This is a genomic window from Faecalibacter sp. (assembly GCF_057177045.1).
In genome coordinates this window covers 2,861,457-2,881,432 of record NZ_CM169987.1, presented here as the reverse complement: position 1 = coordinate 2,881,432, position 19,976 = coordinate 2,861,457, and the positions used below count along the sequence as shown (strand labels likewise).

At 32.6% G+C, this 19,976-nt stretch carries 22 protein-coding genes and 1 tRNA gene; 10 read left to right on the top strand and 13 right to left on the bottom strand.

Going from position 1 to position 19,976, the window contains the following annotated elements:
- The first annotated feature begins 213 nt into the window (after positions 1 to 213).
- Positions 214 to 1,425 carry a diaminopimelate decarboxylase gene (lysA, locus tag AC1QSP_RS13425; protein ID WP_322970731.1) on the top strand — a complete coding sequence of 404 codons (1,212 nt, stop codon included), beginning with the start codon at positions 214 to 216 and terminating at the stop codon, positions 1,423 to 1,425.
- Between the two features lie 64 nt (positions 1,426 to 1,489).
- On the opposite strand, the gene AC1QSP_RS13420 is transcribed toward lysA, so the two are convergent.
- The 5 genes from AC1QSP_RS13420 to AC1QSP_RS13400 form a co-directional block, all read right to left on the bottom strand.
- Positions 1,490 to 1,732, bottom strand: coding sequence for a hypothetical protein (locus AC1QSP_RS13420; protein WP_322970732.1), 243 nt, complete (start codon positions 1,730 to 1,732; stop codon positions 1,490 to 1,492).
- 102 nt (positions 1,733 to 1,834) lie between these two features.
- Entirely contained in the window at positions 1,835 to 1,984 is a 150-nt protein-coding gene (locus tag AC1QSP_RS13415) for a hypothetical protein (RefSeq protein WP_484079119.1), read from the bottom strand.
- 1 nt (position 1,985) lies between these two features.
- Entirely contained in the window at positions 1,986 to 2,129 is a 144-nt protein-coding gene (locus AC1QSP_RS13410; RefSeq protein ID WP_484079118.1) for a hypothetical protein, read from the bottom strand.
- An 83-nt stretch (positions 2,130 to 2,212) separates the two neighbouring features.
- Positions 2,213 to 2,653: a hypothetical protein gene (locus AC1QSP_RS13405; protein WP_484079117.1), complete on the bottom strand. Its 441-nt coding sequence runs from the start codon at positions 2,651 to 2,653 to the stop codon at positions 2,213 to 2,215.
- Between the two features lie 5 nt (positions 2,654 to 2,658).
- On the bottom strand, positions 2,659 to 3,822 hold the full coding sequence (locus AC1QSP_RS13400; protein WP_322970735.1) for an MFS transporter: 1,164 nt from the start codon (positions 3,820 to 3,822) through the stop codon (positions 2,659 to 2,661).
- A 192-nt stretch (positions 3,823 to 4,014) separates the two neighbouring features.
- Here AC1QSP_RS13400 and AC1QSP_RS13395 point away from each other — a divergent pair.
- From AC1QSP_RS13395 to AC1QSP_RS13385, 3 genes are all read left to right on the top strand, one after another.
- Positions 4,015 to 4,099, top strand: a tRNA-Ser gene (locus AC1QSP_RS13395).
- Positions 4,100 to 4,245: 146 nt separating this feature from the next.
- Positions 4,246 to 6,885 carry an RHS repeat domain-containing protein gene (locus AC1QSP_RS13390; RefSeq protein ID WP_484079116.1) on the top strand — a complete coding sequence of 880 codons (2,640 nt, stop codon included), beginning with the start codon at positions 4,246 to 4,248 and terminating at the stop codon, positions 6,883 to 6,885.
- Positions 6,882 to 7,253, top strand: a complete 372-nt coding sequence (locus AC1QSP_RS13385) for a hypothetical protein (RefSeq protein ID WP_484079115.1) — start codon at positions 6,882 to 6,884, stop codon at positions 7,251 to 7,253. The genes AC1QSP_RS13390 and AC1QSP_RS13385 overlap by 4 nt, the downstream gene beginning before the upstream one ends.
- Before the next feature lie 104 nt (positions 7,254 to 7,357).
- Here AC1QSP_RS13385 and AC1QSP_RS13380 read toward each other — a convergent pair whose 3' ends face one another.
- Positions 7,358 to 7,594 (bottom strand): helix-turn-helix domain-containing protein, encoded by a 237-nt coding sequence (locus tag AC1QSP_RS13380; protein WP_484079114.1) that lies wholly within the window; start codon positions 7,592 to 7,594, stop codon positions 7,358 to 7,360.
- A gap of 573 nt (positions 7,595 to 8,167) precedes the next feature.
- On the opposite strand from AC1QSP_RS13380, the gene AC1QSP_RS13375 reads away from it, so the two are divergent.
- Both AC1QSP_RS13375 and AC1QSP_RS13370 read left to right on the top strand, forming a co-directional pair.
- A complete protein-coding gene (locus AC1QSP_RS13375; protein ID WP_484079113.1) occupies positions 8,168 to 8,998 on the top strand; it encodes an RHS repeat-associated core domain-containing protein in 831 nt (276 codons plus the stop codon).
- Positions 8,995 to 9,333 carry a hypothetical protein gene (locus AC1QSP_RS13370; RefSeq protein WP_484079112.1) on the top strand — a complete coding sequence of 113 codons (339 nt, stop codon included), beginning with the start codon at positions 8,995 to 8,997 and terminating at the stop codon, positions 9,331 to 9,333. Before AC1QSP_RS13375 ends, AC1QSP_RS13370 begins: the two co-directional genes overlap by 4 nt.
- A 306-nt stretch (positions 9,334 to 9,639) precedes the next feature.
- Here AC1QSP_RS13370 and AC1QSP_RS13365 read toward each other — a convergent pair whose 3' ends face one another.
- The gene (locus AC1QSP_RS13365) at positions 9,640 to 11,091 is read right to left on the bottom strand and encodes a helix-turn-helix domain-containing protein (protein WP_484079111.1); all 1,452 of its coding nucleotides are present in this window, start codon (positions 11,089 to 11,091) and stop codon (positions 9,640 to 9,642) included.
- Positions 11,092 to 11,686: 595 nt separating this feature from the next.
- Between AC1QSP_RS13365 and AC1QSP_RS13360 the strand changes: the two genes are divergently transcribed.
- A complete protein-coding gene (locus tag AC1QSP_RS13360) occupies positions 11,687 to 12,025 on the top strand; it encodes a cysteine-rich CWC family protein (protein ID WP_484079110.1) in 339 nt (112 codons plus the stop codon).
- An 81-nt stretch (positions 12,026 to 12,106) separates the two neighbouring features.
- The gene (locus AC1QSP_RS13355) at positions 12,107 to 12,571 is read left to right on the top strand and encodes a hypothetical protein (protein ID WP_484079109.1); all 465 of its coding nucleotides are present in this window, start codon (positions 12,107 to 12,109) and stop codon (positions 12,569 to 12,571) included.
- 104 nt (positions 12,572 to 12,675) lie between these two features.
- Here AC1QSP_RS13355 and AC1QSP_RS13350 read toward each other — a convergent pair whose 3' ends face one another.
- A complete protein-coding gene (locus AC1QSP_RS13350; RefSeq protein ID WP_322970762.1) occupies positions 12,676 to 12,975 on the bottom strand; it encodes a DUF3817 domain-containing protein in 300 nt (99 codons plus the stop codon).
- A 146-nt stretch (positions 12,976 to 13,121) separates the two neighbouring features.
- Here AC1QSP_RS13350 and AC1QSP_RS13345 point away from each other — a divergent pair, with 146 nt between their 5' ends.
- A complete protein-coding gene (locus tag AC1QSP_RS13345) occupies positions 13,122 to 14,234 on the top strand; it encodes a calcium:cation antiporter (protein WP_484079108.1) in 1,113 nt (370 codons plus the stop codon).
- Positions 14,235 to 14,305: 71 nt separating this feature from the next.
- On the opposite strand, the gene AC1QSP_RS13340 is transcribed toward AC1QSP_RS13345, so the two are convergent.
- From AC1QSP_RS13340 to truA, 4 genes are all read right to left on the bottom strand, one after another.
- Positions 14,306 to 15,256 (bottom strand): LysR substrate-binding domain-containing protein, encoded by a 951-nt coding sequence (locus tag AC1QSP_RS13340; protein WP_322970764.1) that lies wholly within the window; start codon positions 15,254 to 15,256, stop codon positions 14,306 to 14,308.
- 136 nt (positions 15,257 to 15,392) lie between these two features.
- The gene (locus tag AC1QSP_RS13335) at positions 15,393 to 15,797 is read right to left on the bottom strand and encodes a hypothetical protein (protein ID WP_484079107.1); all 405 of its coding nucleotides are present in this window, start codon (positions 15,795 to 15,797) and stop codon (positions 15,393 to 15,395) included.
- Between the two features lie 67 nt (positions 15,798 to 15,864).
- Positions 15,865 to 17,631, bottom strand: coding sequence for an ABC transporter ATP-binding protein (locus AC1QSP_RS13330; RefSeq protein WP_484079106.1), 1,767 nt, complete (start codon positions 17,629 to 17,631; stop codon positions 15,865 to 15,867).
- Positions 17,618 to 18,373 carry a tRNA pseudouridine(38-40) synthase TruA gene (gene truA / locus AC1QSP_RS13325; RefSeq protein ID WP_484079105.1) on the bottom strand — a complete coding sequence of 252 codons (756 nt, stop codon included), beginning with the start codon at positions 18,371 to 18,373 and terminating at the stop codon, positions 17,618 to 17,620. Before truA ends, AC1QSP_RS13330 begins: the two co-directional genes overlap by 14 nt.
- A gap of 35 nt (positions 18,374 to 18,408) precedes the next feature.
- Between truA and AC1QSP_RS13320 the strand changes: the two genes are divergently transcribed.
- Complete coding sequence (locus tag AC1QSP_RS13320; protein ID WP_322970768.1) at positions 18,409 to 18,900, top strand: metallophosphoesterase family protein; 492 nt, start codon at positions 18,409 to 18,411, stop codon at positions 18,898 to 18,900.
- Between the two features lie 26 nt (positions 18,901 to 18,926).
- Here AC1QSP_RS13320 and AC1QSP_RS13315 read toward each other — a convergent pair whose 3' ends face one another.
- The gene (locus AC1QSP_RS13315; protein WP_484079104.1) at positions 18,927 to 19,970 is read right to left on the bottom strand and encodes an alpha/beta hydrolase; all 1,044 of its coding nucleotides are present in this window, start codon (positions 19,968 to 19,970) and stop codon (positions 18,927 to 18,929) included.
- Positions 19,971 to 19,976 lie beyond the last annotated feature (6 nt).

The window sequence follows — 19,976 nt, the reverse complement described above, 5'->3', positions numbered from 1 at the left end:
AAAATACTTCATGTTTCAAAATATAACCAAAGAACAGAAAAAGCTGAACAACCCAAAATTTTGAATAAAATTCAATTTACACCTTATTTACTCTAACAAAATTCAAAACATTGTAATTAATTGATATTTAAACTGAATTATCTTCAAAATTTCCTTTTTAATTCCTAATTTTACAACCGCAAAAATTTAAACTTTAAACAAAAAATTATCAAAATGGAACTGAATAGAGAACGTCTATTGGAATTGGTGCAAAAATATGATGCGCCATTATATGTATATGATGCGAACAAAATCCGTGCGCAATATGAAAAAATGACGAATGCATTTTCTACAGTCAAACGTTTAAAGTTAAATTATGCATGTAAGGCGAATACCAATCTTAATATTTTAAAGTACTTCAAATCCCTTGGTTCAGGATTAGATACGGTTTCTTTACAAGAAGTAGAATTAGGTTTAATGGCTGGTTTCAAACCAAAAGAAATCATCTACACTCCTAATGGTGTTTCATATGAGGAAATCAAACAAGTGATCGCATTAGGGGTTCGAATCAATATTGATAACTTATCGGTTTTAGAAACTTTTGGTCAAGATTTTCCAAATTATCCGGTATGTGTTCGTATTAATCCACACATTATGGCGGGAGGTAATGCAAATATCTCGGTAGGTCATATTGATTCAAAATTTGGAATTTCGATTCATCAATTACCTCATATTAAACGTGTTGTTGAAAATACAGGATTACATTTAGATGGGGTGCATATGCATACTGGTTCTGATATTTTAGATATCGATGTGTTTTTACAAGGTGCTGAGATTCTATTTGAAGTAGCAGCAGAATTTAAAAATTTATCTTATATCGACTTTGGATCTGGATTTAAAGTTCCATATTACCCTGGTGCAGATGAAACAGATATTGAATATTTAGGCGAACGTTTATCGGCACGATTCAATGCTTTTGAAAAAGCTTATGGAAAACCATTAACGTTAATGTTTGAACCTGGAAAATTTATGGTTTCTGAAGCAGGATTATTTTTAGCTTCTGTTAATGTGGTCAAACAGACGACATCTACTGTATTTGCAGGAATCGATACAGGATTTAACCACTTAATTCGTCCCATGTTTTATAATGCGCATCATGAAATTGAAAACATTTCAAATCCTGAAGGAAGAAGTCGTTATTATACTGTCGTAGGGTACATTTGTGAAACGGATACGTTTGGATCAAATCGAAAAATTAATGAAATCAGCGAAGGTGATATTTTATGTTTTCACAATGCTGGAGCCTATTGTTTTTCGATGGCATCGAATTACAATTCGCGTCTAAAACCTGCCGAAGTTTTATTAATCGATGACAAAGATTACTTAATCCGTCGCCGTGAGACATTACAAGATATAATCGCAACTACAGAAGAAATCAAATTCTAGTCATAGAGATTTAATAGTTCCAATTAACTAAAAAGCCCATTGCAAGTCAATGGGCTTTTTTAAATTATTTCGAAACGGTCTTACGCTTTTGTGGAGCTTTTTGTCTTTCTAACGCTTCTACTTCTGCTTTTTTCTGAGCTTTCTTTTGCTCTTCAACTCTTTTAGCTTCTTGGATTTTAGCCGCTTTCGCATCGTTGTTTTTAGCTGCTGACATTTCTGTTTTCAAATCCTTTGTCATTTCTGACTTTTTATCTTGTGCGAATGTTGCAACTGGCAACAAGATTAATAAAAATTTTATCAAATTCATATTCAGTGTTTTAATTGAAATATTAAATTAATCAAAAACTTTTGAATTTCACAATTAAGGGTTATATTTTTTTATAAAAAACATCCGTGATTATAAATTGACTTATAAATTAAGATTTGATTTTCCTTTTTGATTCCCATGTTTCAAAAGTTCATTTCTTAATTGATCTCTTCTAAAAGCTTCATCCGAATTTTGAAATTCTTTTTTACGACGCTCACGCAAAGCTTCAATTTTGTAATTCTCTACATCCATTTTAAAACTCCCCAACGAATCTTTTTGAAAAAATGTTTTTTTTTAACTCTACGTCTAAACTTCGATTAAAAATATCCGATTTCAAGGTGTCTTTTTGTTGAGCAAATGAAAAGACAGGGAGTAAGATTAATAATAACTTCTTCATTGTTTTGATTTTTATAGATCTAAACAATAATTGTGACAAAATGAATCAAATAAAAAAGTTCAAGTAAAAACTTGAACTTTTATCTATAACGTGTTTAAATTCTGATAGTATAATTTAGAAGCTTCCAATAATTCTTCTAATAATTTTGTATCGAAATTAAAGTGAAAAATCTTCCAATCATTTTCCGCTTTATAAAAAGTAAACGTAAAACGGACGGGGTGTAACTCATGCTTTACCAAATAAGAATTAGTAATCAAAGAATTTGCAACATGCTTTTCGGCAATCAATTCATATCCTTTAAATGTACCTACAGATTGATCATCCATTTTATTGATTTCATGGAGTAATTGTCTAAGATTTTCTTCCGGAACTTTACTTACAGCATGATTTGACATCAAATGCCTCACTGCTCCTTCTTTGTTTGATTGATATCGTTGAAAGAATTCATTAATTTGTTCATTAGGCGATTGTGCATATCCCATCATCGATAACAGTACAAAAAATGTAAAAATAAACTTATTCATCTCTTCTATCCTTTAAAAATTTTAGTTGTAGAAACAATTGCGGTTAATATAAATCCAAACATTGCAAATAAAGCATAAGAATACCTTAAATCAAATAATTCGGCAATATAACCGATCAAAGGCGGTCCTAACAAAAATCCCAAAAACGAAATACTTGAAACCAAAGCCAAAGCCACACCTGGATTAATGGTTTTATGTTGTCCTGCGACACTATAGACGGTAGGTACTGTACAAGCAACACCTAAACCGATAAGCATAAATGCTAACGTACAAATCATCATCGAAGGAAAAAATACTGAAATTAACAATCCTGTACCCATTAAAATACCACTCCCTTGTAAGATGCGTTGTTTACCATATTTTTCAATAAATCGGTCACCTACGAAGCGGCCCGAGGCCATGGTAATCATAAATGCGGCATAACCTAATGTTGTCCATTTTTCAGGAGCTTTGACAATTTCATGAAAATAGACCCCACTCCAATCAAACATGGTTCCTTCCGTTGCCATCCCCAGAAATCCTATAATCCCTAATTGAATTAATGTCTTATCCGGTTTCACCATCCCCTTCTTCTGTTCGTCTTCAGTCGGCATATAATCAAAAAGATATTTTCGCTGAAAAAAGAACAATCCTAAAATCATTACCGCAACCAATAGAAAGTGTGGCAAAATAGTAACTTTAAAATGCATTAAAACTAAACCAATTAAGGCACCTACAAACCCTGCTAGACTCCATGCACCATGAAAAGAAGACATAATGGAACGCTGGTATAAATTTTCAACATCAACACCTTGTGTATTAATTGCTATATTGCATGAATTACTGCAGATACCGAATAAGGTCAATACTAACGCTAAAGTCCAGAAATGATCTGCAAAAGGTATCATTAATAACATGAACACATAACCTAAAATTCCGAATTGGAAAACAGTTTTACTTCCATACGTAGCCACTAATTTGCCCACAAGTGCTAACGTAGCCACTTCACCAATAGGCATCACTAAAAGGAGAGAACCCAATTCACCTTCCGAAATGGACAATTTATTTTTGATGGTAGGAATTCGACTGGCCCAAGAAGAGAATACTAAACCTGTGCAGAAATAGAAAAGCGTAACAGCTATTCGAATACTTTTTGCCGAATAGAGTGGCGTAGAGATTGTATTTTTCATGTTTTTTATTGTAGAACAAAGGTAAAAATCTTGTGGAATAAAAAATTTAAAAAATATTTTTTAAAATATCACATTGATTATTAAACAACTAACAAAAAGAGTAGAAAAAAGTTGAGTAAAGGATTTGGTAATTCAAAATTACGCTCTATATTTGCACCAGCAATAACGCAATAGACCGCGTTAAACACAACTGGAGAGTTGGCAGAGTGGTCGAATGCGGCAGTCTTGAAAACTGTTGAGGGTCACACCTCCGGGGGTTCGAATCCCTCACTCTCCGCTGAAAGCCTTGAAGTTTATTCTTCAAGGCTTTTTTTATGCCTTAAAATTACTTCTTTTTATCATCCTCCATTATAAAATCAAAATAAACCATTACCGAAATTAATTTTTTAATAGCTATATTTAGCTCATTGTAAAATGTAAGGATTGAGAATTTTAGCTTTAAATAGTATACTTCCATTCGGTTTAAAACACACAGGGTATCAACCTATACAACAAGTAATTATTTCACCAACAGATCCGCGTGTAGTTTATACGGGTACTTATCCAAAATCAGAACGAAGTAGTTTACAAGGTATTTATAATAATGCAACTAAATTATATGAAGAGAGAGTAGCTTCAGCTGGTTCCAATTTAGGAAATGTAAAGGCTAAATTTTTATATACAAATAATGCGGGCGCACTATTAGAGTTGGATAAAATTTTAACAGTAAATTATTACGACACCTATAATAATTTAGATCCTGATTATAACACCTTAGATGGTCAGTTATTAGTACAAGGAGATAACATTAAATTAAAAGGTTTACCGGTAGCATCATTCGCTCGTGTATTAGGGACTAATAATTGGAATATCAATTACTCTTTTTATGATGCGATCAAAATTCGTCCTGTATATGCAATTAGTTATAATCATTTAGAAGGCTATACCAAGACTTCAACTGAATTAGACTTTGCGGGTAAAGTAACAAAAACCATAACGAAACATCGTCAAAAAACAAATACAGAAGAGGTTACAATTATAGAAGAATTTTCATACGACGAATTTGGACGTGTATTAACGCATACACATCAAATCAATGGAGGTAGAAAAGAATATCTGGCCGATAATACATACAATTCCATTGGGCAGCTAATGACTAAAAAAGTAGGGAATTTAAAAGACGATCCTTACCAAACCATTAGCTATAAATACAACGTACGCGGATGGCTAACGGATATTAATAATGTAGATCAAACCAATAATTTAAACAAAGGAGGACAATTATTTAGTTTTAAATTAAGTTATGATAAAATTAAATATCCTGGTCCAAGATCTCAAACTTCTAAACCTTTATACAATGGGAATATCAGTCAAACATTTTGGAAAACGCCAAACCAATCAGTTAGAAGCTATGATTATAAATACGATGGGCTAAATCGTTTAGAAGATGCTTTTTTCTATAAAGGAACTGGAGCAAATCAAATCAATTACTTTAATGAAGGGTTAACCTACGATAAAAATGGAAACATTCAATCATTAGTTCGTTATGGTAGCAATGAAACACAACCTATTTTAATTGATCAATTAAGCTATGAATACGCCAATAAAGAGAATCAATTAACGGAGTTCTCAAATCGTTTAAATCGAGTAACTGATTCATCCAACAATACCAATGGTTTTTCGGATGGCAATACTAATGGATTAGATTACGATTACGATGTAAATGGGAATTTAACCAAAGATTTAAACAAAGGAATTACCAATATTATTTATAATTACTTAAATTTACCTACAGAAGTTATTTGGAATAGCACAAAGAAGATTAAGTACGATTATGATGCAACAGGAGTTAAACTTCGTAAGATTGTAACGGATGGATCGAATGTAACAACAACAGATTACTTAGGAGGTTTCCAATACGTAAATAACAATTTACAATTCTTCCCAACAGCCGAAGGATATGTAAATGTAGTAACGTGTACAATGTGTATTAATAGCAGAACATACAGTTATGTATACAATTATACTGATCATCTGGGGAATGTAAGAGCATCTTATGCTTGGGACGATATAGAAAATAAATTAAAAATTATTGACGAATCTCACTATTACCCATTCGGTTTAAAACATACAGGATATTCACCACTAAGACAGGTAATTGTTACTCCTGAAATTCCTATAATAGGTGATCTTACAACTATTGTTGCAAAAGATATAAGTAATGAGGATTCTCGTATTATTCATAATGTTCGAGTAACAGGTTCTGCAACGTATAATTACAAATACAATGGGAAAGAGTTGCAAACAGACTTAGACATCAATCTTTACGACTATGGTGCAAGGAATTATGACCCTGCTATTGGTAGATGGATGAATGTTGATCCGTTGGCAGAACAGATGAGACGCTACTCTCCTTACAACTACGCTTTTAATAATCCAATTAGGTTCATCGACCCAGACGGAAGAAGTCCTTGGGATGTAATCATAACAGGAGATAAGGATAAGGAGGTATTTAAACAACTGAGTGCTTCGACTAATCTTAGACTTAAAATGGATGAAAGTGGAAAAGTTACAGCTAAAGGCAATGCAAAAACTGATGCTGACAAAGTTTTATTAGAAGCGATAAACTCCAAGACCGTAGAAGTAAATATAAATGCGACTGGTAGTAATTTTACGGATGAAGGCAATTGGTTTGTGGGTGGTGCTTTTGGAGGTAGCGAAGTAAATGGGGATGGGAAAGTAATCACCAGTCAAACGGTTAACCCTGAAATGACTGGAAAAATTGATGAGTTTTATGGTGTTCAAAATGGGGTGTCCGTTTTGCACGAAGTGATAGAATCCTATATAGGCGGAAAAGAATCGCCCGGTATTGGTTCTCCAACCTTTGATGATGTACAGAAAAAAACGCCAACAGGAGTTGGGTACTTAAACGCTCATAATAAGACTGAAGCTTTAGACCCAAGACACGTTGCTCCAAACATTATTGCTGACCCCAACGGAATCTTTATTAGCAAGTTCCCGTATGACCCAAATATTCCTAAAGCATTAAATCCAGAGATTTTGATAAACGACTTAAAAAAATGAGAATAGTTAAAATAATACTTTTAATGGCTTTTGCTACAAATACCTTGAATGCACAAAATGATACTGTTACTTTAAAAGTAATAAGTATTAAGGAATTAGACAGTAAAGTTTTTGAAATAAGAGGTGTAGATAGTTCAAAAGACACTCTAAGAATATTGTCATTAAAAGACGATATTAAAGATAGCTGTTTGTATGAGAAAATAAGACAAGGGGCAAGTTATCAATTTAATTTAAAGCCCAAACCTGCTTATATAGACAATTATGTGGTTAGAGTTGGAGAAAAGATTTATTGGGAAACAGGGAATCCTTATAGAGAGATGCCTTATTTTGCTGATAATATAAAAAGTAATTACATAAAAAAGGATTAGAAAGGGACATTTTCAAGAGTGTTTCACTTTTGGTGCTAATCGCAAAATCAATAAAATTAAAAAGCTAATATTGAAAAGCCCAAGTGTTCCGCTTGGGCTTTATTTTATAAAATAGATTGTATTTTTCTTTTAGCGATAAACGCATCAATAACAGAGAAGATATGGTTTTTGTCTGTTTCTTCAAACTTAGAAACCTCTAAAATACGACTACTGGTATCTTTATCAATTTGCACATCTTCTTTACCTGTAAGGTAGTCTAAAGACACTTCTAAAATATCAGCAATTTTACGAGCAATATCAATAGAAGGTAAAACCTCGTTACGCTCGTATCTACCCAACACATTTTTATGAATACCCCCGCTACCGCACGATTGAATCGTGTGGTAAGTAACAATAATCTACCCTACAAAGTAAAATCTGTAGGGTTTGTTATTTTATAAAACTAGTATTTTTTAATAGCTTAAACTAAAACCTAAGCTAATGAGCAGAAATCATAAATTTCATAATCTCAACGGATTATATTTTGTCAATTTTGCTGTGGTAGAATGGTTAGATGTCTTTATTTCGAAAGAATATTCTACATCATAATTTTTAACGATTACCTCACCAAATTTTGGCTAAGTAAATCACCATAAAAACTTTAGATTTCGTAACTTTGTATAAGAATTAATAAGTTCAAAACAAGACATTATTTGTTTAGCGACTAAATGACGACTTATTTTTGCTCACCCTTCGGGAAGCTACTAAAATAGAGGAACACGAGATGAGGTTCGAATCCCTCACTCTCCGCTAAAAGCCTTGAAGTTCTACTTCGAGGCTTTTTTATGGATTACTATTTACTTCAATTCATCATCATTTAAATCACCCCTCTCCAAAATTAATTTTTAAAGATCTATATTTATAACATCGTAAATGTGAGGATTGAGAAGCTTAGATTTAAGTTCAACATCAATCTTTTCGTCTACGGCGCGCGAAACTATGACCCTGCGATTGGACGTTGGTTTAATATTGCCCCGCTAGCGGAAAAATCAAGACGCTTTCCTCCTTATACATATGCTCTTAAATACCCTGTATTTTTCATAGACCCTGATGGAATGATGGCTGAACCGCCTAAAGATTTTAATGGAAATTTATGGATTGATACTTCTGGTATTTATACAAAGGCGGATAATCTTGATAATACATATAATAAATATTCTTGGACAGGTAATTCTGAAGGTATATATGATACGTATAATGAAGCTTATGGAGCTAATATAACTGCTAAAAGTGAAAGTGTATTATCATATTATGGAAGTGTCGAAGGAGAATTTACAATAGGTGCTAGAACGAGTTATGAAGTAAAAGGTGTTGGCGGATATGATATTAATTTAGGTTCTGTTACATTGTTATCAGGAAAAATAGAGAAAAATTTAAATAATGATTTCAAAAGTAATGACCTTTATAATGCTGATTTTAATTATCTTTTGAAAGATAATAAATATACTCAATCTTTTGGAGCTAGTGTTTCAGCAGCAGGTTTTGGAGCTGGTGTTTCAAGAAAAGAAGTTGTAGATCAAAAAACATTTAAAACAATTGAAACTGAAAATTCAGGAGGAGTAACTTTTATGGGTATTAATGTAAAAGGAGTTAGTGATAAGAAAGGAGATTATATAAATATAAATTTTTCAAAGTCAGCAACAATAGGACTTATTTTTAATTACAATGCAAGTGTAGAAGGGGGAATTAAAATAAAAGTAAAATGATTTTAAAAAATAAAATTAATCAATTAATCATAATCATAATTGGTATAATCGGAATGTATTTTTTACTTAAAAAGGCAGACAATTTTGCCACTTTGTTTTTTATTGCTATCTATATATCAATTTCATACTTTTGGTTAAGAATTTATGGTTTAACTATAAATAATAATGTTTTTTATTTAGAAAATGTATTTTTTAAAAAGAAATATGTAAAATCTGATATAAAAAAAATATATAGAAAATCTTTTTATTATTATAGATTTACTCTAAATAATGGAAAAATCTATAATGTGATGGCAAAAGAAAAAGATATTAATGACCTTAATAATATTGATTAAGAGATTGTTTTTCAGATGTATACTGTCTCATACGTGTTGTTATTACATAACGTATTAATTCACAATAACATAAAAGGCAAACAAACGTTTACCTTTGTTTATTTAATAAGCTTCATAAATAATGCCCTGACACCGCACGATTGTATCGTGTGGCAAGTAAAAAAATAACAAAGAAGAATGGATATACAACCCTACAAAATAAAATTTGTAATTTTTTATCCATATCTTAAATATGGCTTCTTAACCGATCACGTGAAGAAAATTGGTATAGAATAGCTAAAAACAATAACGCTATTTCAAAATGATTCAATCAACAACATCTTCCTTCAACTGACGAATAAAATCTGATGGAGAAATATGATGTTGCGCTTTAAACATTTGTGTAAATCGACTGTGGGACGAATACCCGGCGAGTGCTGCAATATGTTCAATTTTATATTTTAACAAATCAGGCTCATGATATAATCGTTGAGTAATATATTCTATTCTTTTGTTGTTGATGTAATCTGGAAAATTAGACGAGCGATAATGTTTTAACACATACGACAAATATTTGGTATTGGTTTGTAATTCATCTGCCATACTGCCCAACGTAATTTTCGCATAGGTATATTTGTGATGGAATTCAAATCGTTCCAATTGTTCCAAAATTCGGTTTACATTCTCTTGACTCAATTCAAATGGCAATTTAGAACCGCTTAATTTTGGCTCTTCCTCCTTCACATTCGCCTGATGATTCAAGTGATCTATCACCTGCTGATACTGTAATTTCAATTTTCTTTTTTGATTATAATAGTATCGATAAAGTATAATACCAACACCCACTAAACAAATAAAAGCTGATCCTAGATAGCCATATTTTGTTTGTTGCATATGCTCTAACAGCTTCTCCTCTTCTTTTTTCTTTATCACTTGCGAAAGAGCTAATTTCTCATCGAAATCTTTCACCAAATAATTTTTGTATTTCGTCGTCAATTCCTTTTGATCAATTAAACTGTCTTGATTTTCAATGGAAGACATAATCATTAAGTCGGTTTTAATATGACTCTCTAATCCCAATATTGAATCCTCTGGATATTTTTGGGTGATAATTTCAGCTGCTTTTTGCACTTCTCCCTTTTTTAAAGCCAACCATGAAGCAGTGGATTGAAAAGCGGAATGGTAAATCTTATGATTCAATTTTTGATTGACACGAAACCCTTCCTCCAATTTTTTATTCGCCTTTTCCCAACGTTCTAATTGAATATAAGCCAAAGTGGTTTTATAAATATTTTCAAGCAATACAAATTCAATATCTTTTACTTTATAATTTTTATCATTTTGAATCAAATCATAACATCGTTCAAATACATTCAACGCTTTATCAGCGACTCCTTGCGCAAGAAAGTAAGTTCCTCTTTGGTTTAATAAACTGGCTTTAATTTTATAAAATTCAGGATGACGATGTTCCTTCTTTACGATGATTTCCGCTTCATTCAAATACTTATCCATTAAAGAAAAATCCTTAATATTTCGACTAAAATCAGCCAAATAAATTTTGGATTTAACAGCTTCTACGTCCAAATCAGAATGTTTTGCAATCGAATCTGCTTTTATAATTGTACGATAAGCTTCTTGCATCTGATTATTCCGTTGATAGGCATTCGTCAAAGCAAACAAACTATAAAACCGCTGATAGTCATTCGTAGAAATTTGATACAACGAATCACTTTTCTGTATCATTTGAGGAACCGTAATGGGATCAATACTTTTAATCAAACGATAAGATTGTTGAAAAATTAAGGAGTCTTTAGGTAAGATCTTTTGTTGTGCAAAACCAAAGGAAGACAGGAAGAATAAGAATATGGATAAATTTCGATACACTTGTAAATAACGTATATTCTGTTATGCAACATTAACATTAATATCCCGAGTATAGGAATTAAATCGGTATTCTCTTCCTTATTTCAATTCATTCAATTTTATAAAATCATTTTTTTACAGGAATTCAATTTTATAAATTCGGAAAAATCACATTTTTATTCGCATAATAATTATTCACAAGTTGTCATCGTTAAAAAATTCATGATAAAACAACTTCCTAACCAAAAGCATTTTAAACTTTTTAATTCCGTAAATAAATGGGATACTCTTGTTATTTTTCAAGCATATTTATACTGCAACCATTTCACACTTTGGCAAAATGGATACTTTTGCATCACTAAACTATTGCATCGCTTCATGAACGATGTGGAAAATTGAATCAACCAAAAACTGCTAATTTATTAGCATACTCCCTCACAAGTCTTAGATCAACTAAGGCTTTTTTTCGTTTTAATTGGAAAGAAAATAGTAAATTCCACAAAAATTAACCATGGAAAAACGATGCAAACGATGCGAATTAACATTTGAATGTGTCTCTGAAAACATTTCTGAATGCCATTGTAATACAATACCGCTATCCGAAACAACGCTTCAATATTTAAAAAAGACAACATATGATTGTTTATGTCCAACGTGTTTAGTTGAAATTGAAAAATATTCCGAATTAAAAAAGACTTATCCTTTTCCAAGTAACCCTCATGAATTTGTAGAAGGGATACACTATTACATCGAAGGCAGATACTGGGTTTTTACGAACTATTACCATTATTTGAAAGGTTCCTGCTGCAAGAATAATTGCCGTCATTGTGCCTATGGTTATCGTAATTAACAATTTAGAATTGTTATAAAAAGAAAAACAATACTATTTTTGCATGATTATTGTAAAATTACATTAGCAAAATAGACTGAAATGAAAAAATTATTATTTACTGCAGCATTAGTACTAGGATTAAGCCAAGTCAATGCACAAGATTATAGAAATGCTTTAGGTGTTGTTGTTGATTTGGGAGATGGTCAAACTTTAGTAGGACCTCAATACAAACACTCATTCGATGGACGTAACGCAGGTAATGTACAAGTAATGTTTGGAAACAATATTACGGTATTAGGGGCTGATTATACATATAACCAATCATTTTCTGGAACGAACGGATTAGGATGGTATGTTGGGGTTGGACCACAATTATCATTTGTAGATTATGGAAATCATAATGATACATATTTTGCAATTCGTCCACAATTAGGATTAGAATACAAAATTCCGTCTGCGCCATTGGCTTTACACTTTGATTGGAAACCATGGTGGAACTTATCAAATGAATCGAATTTTGAAGCAGGTCGCTTCTCTTTAGGATTTAAATTTGTATTCAATTAATCAATTGAATTAATTATAACACAAAAAAAGCATCTCTATGAGATGCTTTTTTTGTTCTTATATTTTAAAGAGCAAATGCATTTAAATCAAATAGGTTAATCCCTTTATTTTTCTTTAATCTTCTGATGCAATGATAATGTAGCAAATGGCACAAAAGCAAACATAATGTAGAAGATAAAATCTTCATCATCCCACTTATAATACTTTCGAGTAACAAATAATAAAACCAAATAAGAGGTAAACCAAAATCCATGGAAACATCCTGCAAAAGGCATCGGCAAAATATAACCAAATTGATATTTTAATGGCATTGCAATCAAAAATAATATCGCACAGCTAAATGCTTCCCATGTGCAGGAAAGTCTAAACCATTTTTTTAATTTTTCTTCTGTGAAGTATTCCATATCACAAAAATACAATCTTATCGAGAGACATTTCCAAACATTTATCAGTTGTGTTAAAATTTTATAATTATATATTATAATGATAAAGTCAACAACATATATCAATAAAATTGATTATTTTTGTTCAAATCTAATCTTATAAATTAATGAACGGAAACTACTATTTATCGAAAAAATTAAATTTAGACTTACCCTTATGGACCATTCTTTGTCCGATTTTAGCAGCTATTTCATTAATCACCGTCACTAGTGAAAACATCTTGGTCTCAATTGGACTAGGCGTTGCTTTAATTTCTGCGGTATTGGCAGCCGTACACCATGCCGAAGTTGTTGCTCATAAAGTAGGCGAACCTTTTGGAACCATTATTTTAGCGTTAGCCATTACAGTTATTGAAGTATCACTGATTGTATCACTTATGATTTCAGAAACCGGAAATGCACCTTCTGCCTTAGCACGAGATACAGTGTTTGCAGCCATTATGATTATTTTAACCGGAATCATTGGAATCTGTTTCCTTGTGGGGAGTGTGAGATACCGAGAACAGAACTATATTAAACAAGGAGTATCTACAGCCCTAATCACTTTAATTGCCATTTCTATTTTAACTCTCGTCTTACCTAATTTTACAACATCAGATGTTGTAGGGGTATATTCTGAAAGTCAATTAATATTTGTCGCAATCATTTCGTTGATATTATACGGAGGATTTATTTCGGTTCAAACCATCCGACACCGTGATTATTTCTTACCAAAACAATGTGCCGATGGAATTGCCTCTGAATTGCACGTAGCTCCTCCTAATCTTTTCACTACCATAGGTTCATTGATCCTTTTATTGGTGGCATTAGTAGCCGTGGTATTATTATCAAAAAAACTATCTCCTGTTATTGAGGATATGGTTTTTAGTATAGGCGCTCCAAAATCATTGGTAGGAATTATCATTGCAACAGTCATTTTATTACCAGAAGGTTTAGCAGCTTTTAAAGCAGCGAAAGGAGATCGCTTGCAAACAAGTTTAAACTTAGCCTTAGGATCAGCTTTAGCATCTATTGGCTTAACGATTCCTGCTGTTGCTATCGTATGCTACTTTACAGGAATGCAAGTAACTTTAGGAATTGATGCAAAATCGATTCTTATATTGGTTTTATCACTTTTTACAGTATTCTTATCCTTACAATCAGGACGTACCAATATTCAGCAAGGAATTGTCTTATTAATTCTTTTTGCGACGTATCTTTTTACTACGATCGTTCCTTAAATAAGCAATTGATATCCATAAAAAAAGCCGTGAATCATTCACGGCTTTCGCTTTTAATATCTTTTTAATATTTATTTTTTGGGTAATGAAATTAATGTAGAATCTAATTTTACATCTTTTTCCAAGAAAATTTTCCCTCTTAAAATACTTTGAATGGTATTGACTAATTCTTTTTCAAACGAATCTCTTAATTGGGATTGATGATAAATTAACGATACCTCACGCGTTGGCACAGGAGCTTCAAAATGCTTGATATTTTTACGGTAATCTTCTGGTAAATCATCTGCTACTAATGAAGGCAATAAAGTCATACCATAGCCATCGTTCGCTAATTTGATTAAAGCATCAAAACTTCCACTTTCTAATTTAATCGGACGATGTTTTAATTTAGATGCATCACATAATGCCAGTACATTATTACGGAAACAATGACCTTCCTGTAGAATCAATAAATCAGCAGTATCCAAATCCGATTCTAAAATCTTATCGTTATGCGATAATCGATGCATTGGTGGCACATAAGCCACTAATGGCTCATAGTACAATGGTTTTTCCATGATTTGATCTTCATATAATGGAGAAACCACAATACCAAAATCCAATGAACCATCTTTGATTCCCTTAATAATTTTATCCGTTTGTAATTCTTTGATGATTAGATTTGACTTCGGATTATTTTTTTGGAATGTTTTGTAAAACAATGGCACCAATGAAGGTAAAATGGTTGGAATAACTCCAATCACAAAATCGCCCTCTAATAAACCTTTTTCTTCGTTCACCAAGTGCTTCATTCGATTCGCTTCCATTAAAATTGTTTTCGCTTGCGCTACAATTTTTTCTCCAATTTGAGTAATCTTAATGGGATGAGATGTTCGGTCAAAGATTTCGATGTTTAACTCTTTCTCCAACTTCTGTATTTGCATACTCAATGTAGGCTGAGTAACAAACGATTTGTCAGCTGCAATCGTAAAGTTCTTGAACTCGGCAACTGCTAACACATACTGTAATTGTACTAGTGTCATAGATGATGATGATCTAATATAAAATTTCGTGATAAATATACTACATATTATACTAATATCTTATAATATGTTGTTAAAAGCGAAAGAAATAAAAAAGCCCGGAATCCTCCGAGCTCAGTATCGATGTATTCAATAATTATTGAACAGATTTTTTAATTTCATTCACGAAATCCGTTAATTTTTTAGCATCTTCAGCAGATAGAGTCGATTGAATTTGTTGTAATTCTTTCTCGTATTCTACTGCTTTAGCTGTTAATTCATTTAATTTTGTTTGATCTCCTGAAGCAGCTACTGCTTTTAATTGTGCTGCATAATCGCTATACTTTTGTGCAAAAGCCGCAGCATCTGAACTTGTAAAAGTTGGTAATGCATTAACTAAATCTTGTGCAGATTGTTGAGAGGTTTCCACAGCTTGTTGAGCCGTTTCTTGAATAGAAGTTTGCGCTTCTGTTACATTATCAACAACTTTTTCTTTTTCAGATTTACAAGAACTTAATGATACTACTGTTAAAACTGTAGCGGCTAATAATAATTTTTTCATTGTCAAAGTGTTTTATATAATTCTAAATTTAAGGTTTTTATATTTAATAATGAACAGTTTATCAAAATTAATTATTGACTTTTGAGAATTGGACTTCATACAAATTCGCGTAGTAGCCTTTCTTTTCCAATAAACTTTCATGTGTACCTTGTTCAACAATCATTCCGTTATCCATAACAATGATTTTATCCGCCTTCTGAATAGTCGCTAAACGGTGCGCAATTACAATTGAAGTACGACCTTCTGTTAATTTTTCAGTAGCCATTTGGATTAATTCTTCTGAATGCGTATCAATAGAAGATGTAGCTTCGTCTAAAACCAAAATTTCAGGATTATATATATATGCTCTTAAAAATGAAATCAATTGACGTTGTCCGACAGACAATGTTGCTCCACGTTCGCTTACTTCTGAATCATACCCTTTGGGTAGGGATTCAATAAAATCATGAATACCAATAATTTTTGCAGCTTCTTTTACCTCATCTAGGGTGATATTGGTATTTCCTAACACAATGTTATCATAAATGGTCGTATTGAATAAGAAAACATCTTGTAAAACAACAGCGACATGATGACGTAAATTCACCAAATCCATATCGTAAATATTGATTCCATCAATTTTAATTGCACCCGAATCAATATCATAAAAACGACTTAATAAATTGATAATTGTCGATTTTCCTGCACCCGTTGATCCTACAATCGCTATGGTTTCCCCTGGATTAGTTGTAAAAGAAATTCCCTTCAATACTGGATTATTAGGGACATAAGAAAACACTACATTTTCAAAATCTATTTGACCTTTTACAGTTTCTAATTTTTGTTTTCCAGTATCAGGCAATGTTTCATCGGCATCTAAAATTGTGAATACACGGTCGGCTCCAACTAACCCACGCTGAATGGAATTGAAACGTTCTGCGATCGCACGCATGGGTGTCGTCAGCATTGTAATAAATTGTGTAAAAGCAATCAAGTTTCCTACAGTTACGTCTCCTGCAGTAGCAGTTCGTAATCCGCCAAACCAAATTAAACTTCCTGTTGCCAAAGCCGATACAATATCAACCACAGGAAATAAAAGTGAAAAATATAAAACTGTTTTTAAATAGTTTTTCTTTAAATCACTGTTAATGCTCACAAACTTATTGTATTCCGCTTGTTGTCGGTTAAACACTTGAATGATATTCATTCCCGTTAGTCGCTCTTGAACAAACGTATTTAATTTTGCTACCAATGTACGTTCATCCTGATATACATCTTTAAGTGCTTTCTGGAAATAACGCGTAATGATCATCATAAGAGGTAAAATCACAATGACAATTGTAGCCAATACCCAGTTCATATAATACATCATGGCCACGATAAAGATGATCTTTAAAGCATCACCTAATAGGACCAATATCCCATCATTAAAAACCTCAGCAATGGTTTCCACATCCGATACCGAACGGGTTACCAAAACGCCATTAGGCGTACGATCAAAGTAAGCTAATTTGAATCGGATCAAATGATTATACAAACGCACACGTAATGTTTTAATCACACGTTGAGCCACAACATTGGCAAGATAAACTGTAAAAAAGGCCAAGATACTTTCGAAAACCAAAATCACAATCAACTTGATGATTTCTATTTTTAATCCGGGAAGATCCTTGGACAAAATGTAATGATCGATTACATCTCCAGTTAAATAAGGACGGTAAACTGAAAAACAAGCACTAAATACAGCAATAGCAATTACCGTTAAGAAGAGTCCTTTACTTTGGCTCATTCCTAACGTAATGACACGCTTTAGGCCTGTAAAATCAAATTTATTTTGAGCGTTATTTGTGTTCATTGATAAATAATTCTGTTGGATATTGCACATCCACAAGATATAAACCTTGTGCGGGTGCAGAAGCTCCTGCGGAACCTCGGTTTTGATCTTCAATAATACGCGCTAAATCCTCTTTTGTGATTTTACCTATCCCGACCTCCACTAATGTTCCTACAATGGCACGAACCATATTGCGTAAAAAACGATCCGCTGTAATCTGAAAAACATATTGACCTTGCTCGTTCACAAACCAAAAGGCTTCACGAACATCACAAATATTTGTTTTTACATCTGTATGCAATTTAGCAAAACTTCCGAAATCTCCTTTCTTAATTAACAATTGAGCGGCATCATTCATACGATCCAAGTCCAATTCACGATTAAATACCCAAGAACTCTCAAAAGCAAATGGATTTTTATAAGGTGAAATAAAATAATGATAAGATCGTGAAGTCGCATCAAAGCGGGCATGAGCCTCGGGATGCATCTGATGAATTTTGTATATGGCTATATCTTTGGGTAAAAATGAATTCAAGTGTTTTACCAAATCTTTCTTTAATTCTCCTTCATAATCAAAATGGGCATACATTTTCTTGGCATGTACTCCCGAGTCGGTACGACCAGCCCCCACAATACTTATCGTTTGACCTAAAATTTTAGACAAACGTGTTTCTATGGCTTCTTGTACTGAAATTTGATGAGGCTGAATCTGCCATCCGAAGTAATCTTTTCCGTTATATGCTAATTCTAAAAAGTATCGCAATTGTTGTAAATTTGAGAAAACAAAAATACAACCTTTTGAAGAAAATCCTTTTACTTTCCGATACGCATTCGTATATGGATGATCGAATTTTAGATTATGCACAAAATGCAGACGAAATATGGCATGCGGGTGACATTGGCGATCTAAAAATTATGGATGAATTGGAAAAAATAAAACCTGTACGTGCGGTTTACGGAAATATTGACGATCAAACCATTCGTTCCGTCTATCCGTTAAATAATCGATTCACCATTGAAGGAGTTGATGTTTGGATTACCCACATTGGGGGATATCCAGGGAAGTACAATCCTAAAATCAAAAAGGAAATCATCGCCAATCCTCCAAAAGTTTTTATTTGCGGACATTCGCATATTTTAAAAGTGATGCCCGATAAAGCGTTAGGCTTGATTCATCTCAATCCTGGAGCTGTGGGGAAACATGGCTTTCATCAGGTGCGTACCATGCTTCGTTTTGAAGTCAATCAAGGCAAGTTAGAAAACTTAGAAGTCATCGAATTCAAAAAATAAAAAGAGCGTCTTTTGACGCTCTTCCATTATTTTGCTAATTTAAATTTACGGAGAATTTCTTTAAATTTAGGATTGTTGATGTAATCCTTAAAATCATGGGATTTCTGACCTGTAAAGTCCGTCGCATCACATAAATGATATTGCTCGGCAATCATTTGCTGTGTTTCTGGATTAAAACCAAAATCGGTAGAGGTAAGACGTTTCGATAATATCCCCGTTTTTCCTTTCCCTAATACAAAATCCGTTTGATTAATGGTCGAGTGAATGGTTTTTAATTGAGGTGTAAACGACTTAAATTCCCCATTTTCATCTTTAAAATCATCTGCACCAATAGCTGGCGCTAACATGATACTAAAAATTTTATTTTCATTTTCTTGTAAAGGATCTTCATCTTCTATATCCACATGATGAAATTTTTCAACGATTCGTTTCTCATTGTTTTTCAATACAGGATTTTTTAATGCACTCAGCACTACTGACGCTCCGCGGCTGTGCGAGATGATATACACTTCTTTATTTTTTATGGAATTTAAAATTCGTCTTAATCCAAATTCTCCCGCCAACTGACTATTGGTTGTTGCACTAATCCAAACTTTCGCAGCTCCGAAGATACTTGAGGTTTTAAGTCCATCCCAATAGAAATTGACAATTTCATCTTTTTTCAAATCCACATCCATAAGAGAACGTGCCTTGTTATAATTTACCAAACTTGTCATGTAATCATTGTTGATGCCATGAACAAAAATGATAATGCGTTTTTTATTCTTTATTCGATCAGAAAACCCCTTCAATTGAGTCGTTTCAAATTTTGTCAATTCTTCTTCAAATCCACTTTCCGTTGCAATTTTCATCAATGAATATTCTTTACGTGTAGCATTTTTAGATGGATTACCAAATTTATCCTTCCATTGGTTAGGAAAGAAATTTCCATTCTGATCTACATAAGCACTTGTGATATTCGGATTGATGAAATTATTTGGAACTTGGGAAGTAGGAACATTATGAGACACAGTACATGAAGTTATCATGACAATCATTAGTAGGCTATACAACCAATTATTCAAACTCATTCTTTT